The sequence below is a fragment of the Microbacterium sp. BF1 genome, from assembly GCF_019279095.1.
Classification (GTDB): Bacteria; Actinomycetota; Actinomycetes; order Actinomycetales; family Microbacteriaceae; genus Microbacterium; species Microbacterium maritypicum.
In genome coordinates, this window is the sequence record NZ_JAGYWT010000225.1 from 1 (window position 1) to 3,967 (window position 3,967).

The 3,967-nt window shown below is 67.7% G+C and carries 4 protein-coding genes; 2 read left to right on the plus strand and 2 right to left on the minus strand.

The window, feature by feature from the left end:
* Positions 1 to 1,407: DEAD/DEAH box helicase (locus KZA10_RS09235; protein ID WP_218682717.1), on the minus strand; the 1,407-nt coding region annotated here is incomplete at its 3' end.
* A gap of 65 nt (positions 1,408 to 1,472) precedes the next feature.
* On the minus strand, positions 1,473 to 3,173 hold the full coding sequence (locus KZA10_RS09240) for a long-chain-fatty-acid--CoA ligase (RefSeq protein ID WP_218682716.1): 1,701 nt from the start codon (positions 3,171 to 3,173) through the stop codon (positions 1,473 to 1,475).
* Between the two features lie 67 nt (positions 3,174 to 3,240).
* On the opposite strand from KZA10_RS09240, the gene gatC reads away from it, so the two are divergent.
* Positions 3,241 to 3,540 (plus strand): Asp-tRNA(Asn)/Glu-tRNA(Gln) amidotransferase subunit GatC, encoded by a 300-nt coding sequence (gene gatC, locus KZA10_RS09245; RefSeq protein WP_031206170.1) that lies wholly within the window; start codon positions 3,241 to 3,243, stop codon positions 3,538 to 3,540.
* Positions 3,537 to 3,967: amidase (locus KZA10_RS09250; RefSeq protein WP_308289626.1), on the plus strand; the 431-nt coding region annotated here is incomplete at its 3' end. The genes gatC and KZA10_RS09250, both read left to right, overlap by 4 nt.

A 3,967-nucleotide genomic window follows, 5' to 3' on the forward strand; every position in this document is an offset into this window, starting at 1 on the left:
GCGGCCGGCGCGCTCGCGCGGCGGACGGTTGTCGGCTTCCACCGCCCTGGTGAGGGCATCGTTGGCGGGGTCGAGGAGCAGCGGCTTGTCGCCCTGCGCCACGACGGCGAGGGCCGCGGCCACATCGCCCTCCGGCACGTCGTGGTGACGGACGTAGTGCGCGACGATGTCGCGGAACGCCTCGATGCGCGCGGTCTCCGACAACGCCGTGGTGATCGCGTCGTCGAAGCGGTTCAGGCGCGTGGTGTTGACGTCTTCCGTGCTGGGCAGCTGCATCTGCGTCGGGACCTGACGCGTCGCCTTCTCGATGTGCTTGAGCAGGTAGCGCTCGCGCGGCGTGATGAAGCTGATCGCATCACCGCTGCGACCCGCACGGCCCGTGCGTCCGATGCGGTGCACGTAAGACTCGGTGTCGGTGGGGATGTCGAAGTTGATGACGTGGCTGATGCGCTCGACATCGAGACCACGCGCGGCGACGTCGGTGGCGACGAGGATGTCGAGCTTGCCGTCCTTGAGCTGGTTCACGCTGCGCTCGCGCTGCACCTGGGGCACGTCGCCGTTGATCGCGGCAGCGGAGTAGCCACGGGCACGCAGCTTCTCGGCGAGCGTCTCGGTCTCGTTCTTGGTGCGGACGAAGACGATCATGCCGTCGAAGTTCTCGACCTCGAGGATGCGGGTGAGCGCGTCGACCTTCTGCGCGTACGACACCACGAGGTACCGCTGCGTGATGTTCGTGCCGGTCGCGGTCTTCGACTTGATGCTGATCTCTTCCGGATCGCGCAGGTACTTCTGCGCGAGGCGACGGATCTGCGGGGGCATGGTCGCGGAGAACAGGGCGACCTGCTTCTCGACGGGCGTCTGCGCGAGGATCTGCTCGACATCTTCCGCGAAGCCCATCTTCAGCATCTCATCGGCCTCGTCGAGCACCAGGTACTGCAGCTGCGAGAGGTCGAGAGTGCCCTTGGCGAGGTGGTCCATGATTCGCCCCGGCGTGCCGACGATCACGTGCACGCCGCGGCGAAGAGCAGAGAGCTGCACGCCGTAGGCCTGGCCGCCGTAGACGGGCAGCATGTGCACGCCCTTCATCTTGGAGGCGTAGGACTCGAAGGCTTCACAGACCTGGAGGGCGAGCTCGCGCGTGGGAGCCAGCACGAGGGCCTGCGGGGTCTTCTGCGAGACTTCGAGGCGCTCGAGGACGGGGAGCGCGAATGCCGCGGTCTTCCCGGTACCGGTCTGCGCCATGCCGACGACATCGCGGCCGGCGAGAAGAGTCGGGATGGTGGCCGCCTGGATGGGCGACGGGGTCTCGTATCCGAGATCCTTGATGGCTTTGAGGACGGGCCCGGTGATGCCGAGCTCCTCGAATCCGGGGGTCGCGGGAGTGTCCTCGGGGGCGTCGGTCAGCACTGCATCTTCAGGGGTCACTTCCCAAGGGTAGCGCGCCGGGACGATCGGCGCCTGTGAGGGCGTCCTCAGACGCCTGTCGTCAGCGCGATCAGCTTGTCCTTCACCTGGCGCCGGAGCACCTTCCCGATCAGAGACTTCGGGAGCTCATCGACGACGAAGACACGACGAGGGACCTTGTAGGGCGTGAGGATGCTCCGTGCGAAATCGCGGATCGCCTCGACGTCGACATCTGTTCCCTGGTCGACGACGATCGCCGCGACGACCTCTTCGCCGGAGTGCTCGCTCGGCAGACCGACGACCGCAGCATCCGCGACCTGCGGGTGCTGGCGCAGAGCGTTCTCGACCTCGGTGGGGGCGACGTTGAAGCCGCCCGTGATGATGAGTTCCTTGATGCGGTCGACGATGCGCACGAAACCGGCGTCGTCGATCGTCACGATGTCGCCCGTGCGGTACCACCCGTCGACGAAGACGGCCTCTGTCTCCTCGGGCTTGCCGTAGTAGCCCGAGAACACCTGCGGACCGCGCACGACGAGTTCTCCGGCCGTGCCGGGCAGCACGTCTTCGCTCGGGTTCTCCGGGTCCACGACGCGGCATTCGGTGCCCGGAAGGGGGAGTCCGACGGTACCGGGAACGCGGTTGTCCGCGACCGGGTTGGCCATGAGGACGGGCGAGCACTCGCTGAGTCCGTAGCCCTCGACGAGATAGCCGTGGGTGGCCTCCTCGAACGGAACGACCAACTCGTGCGGCAGGGCCATGGCACCCGAGATGGCCACCTCGATGCCGTCGAGTGACACGCCCTCGGCCTTCGCGGCGGCGAGGAGGCGATCCGCGATGGGCGGCACGAGCGGCAGGAATGTCGCCGGGTGCTTCTTGACGACGTCGAGAACGAGTTCCGGGTCGAACTTGGGGAACAGCACCAGTCGTGCACCCATCGACATCGCGAACGTCAGACAGAGCGTGAGGCCGTAAGCATGGAACATCGGCAGGACCGCGTAGACGACGCATCCCTTGCCCCGTTGGATGGAGGGAACCCACGCCTGGGCCTGCGCGGCGTTGGCCAGCAGGTTGCGGTGCGTGAGCGCCGCTCCCTTCGGTGTCCCTGTCGTTCCGGAGGTGTACTGGATGATCGCGAGATCGTCGGTCAGCGGCTTCGGGTGCGACGCCGGGAGTGGTTCCGAGGCGAGCAGCGTGTCCCAGACGACCGTGCCGCGCACCCTCTCCGTGAGCGCGGCTCGCGACTCGCGTGCTTTGGTCACTGGCAGCCGCAGGGCGAAACGGGTGAGGAAGGGCATGGCGCGGGTCACGTCCACCGAGACGAGGTTCGTCACCGCAAGATCCGCCGGGAACTCCTGCACCGTGGAGACGACTTTGTTCCAGACGATCGCGTGCTTCGCGCCGTGGTCTTCGAACTGCTTGCGCAGCTCGCGCGGCGTGTAGAGCGGGTTGTGCTCGACGACGACGGCGCCGAGACGGAGCACCGCATAGAAGGCCACGATGTGCTGCGGGCAGTTCGGCAGCACGATCGCGACGGGGTCGCCGGCGCGGACACCGAGATCGCGCAGACCCGCCGCCGCGCGCTCGATCGCCGACTGGAGCTGCGCATACGTCGTCTCCCGACCGAAGAACTGGAGGGCGGGGGCGTCCGGATAGTCGCGCGCCGAGGCGGCGACGATGTCCACGAGCGATCCGTCGACGGGAGAGAGGTCTTCCGGGACGCCGGCGGCATAGCTGGCGATCCACGGGCGAGGAGGCTGGAACGTGCTCACCCGCCCAGCATAGGGCGAGCCGCGTGAAGAGCATGGGACTGCGGAGCGCGCCAACTAGACTGGGGGAGTGTCTGAAATCACCCCTGAACTCGTGCGCCATCTCGGTGTGCTCGCACGCATCCAGCTGAACGACGACGAGGTGTCGCGGCTCACGAGCCAGCTCGACGCGATCGTCGACAACATCGCGAAGGTGTCGGAGGTCGCAACCCCCGACGTCGTCGCGACGAGCCACCCGATCCCGCTGAGCAATGTCTTCCGTCCCGACGTGGTCGGGCAGACGCTCACGCACGAGCAGGTGCTTCAGAACGCACCGGATGCCGCCGACGGCCGCTTCCGCGTGACCGCGATCCTGGGAGAAGAGCAGTGAGCGACATCATCCGGCTGGATGCGGCGGATCTCGCCGCGAAGCTCGCCGCGGGCGAGGTGTCGAGCGTCGAGGCGACGCAGGCGCACCTCGACCGCATCGCTGCGGTCGACGGCGACGTTCACGCGTTCCTGCACGTCAACGAGGGGGCGCTCGAGGCCGCAGCGGCGATCGACGCACGACGGGCCGCCGGTGAGGTGCTCGGCCCGCTCGCAGGCGTACCGCTGGCCATCAAGGACGTGCTGGTCACGACCGACCAGCCGACGACGAGCGGCTCGCGCATCCTCGAGGGATACCGCTCGCCGTACGACGCCACGGTCGTGGCGCGATCACGCGCAGCGGGCATGATCGCCCTCGGTAAGACGAACATGGACGAGTTCGCCATGGGCTCCTCCACCGAGCACTCGGCGTACGGCCCCACGCACAACCC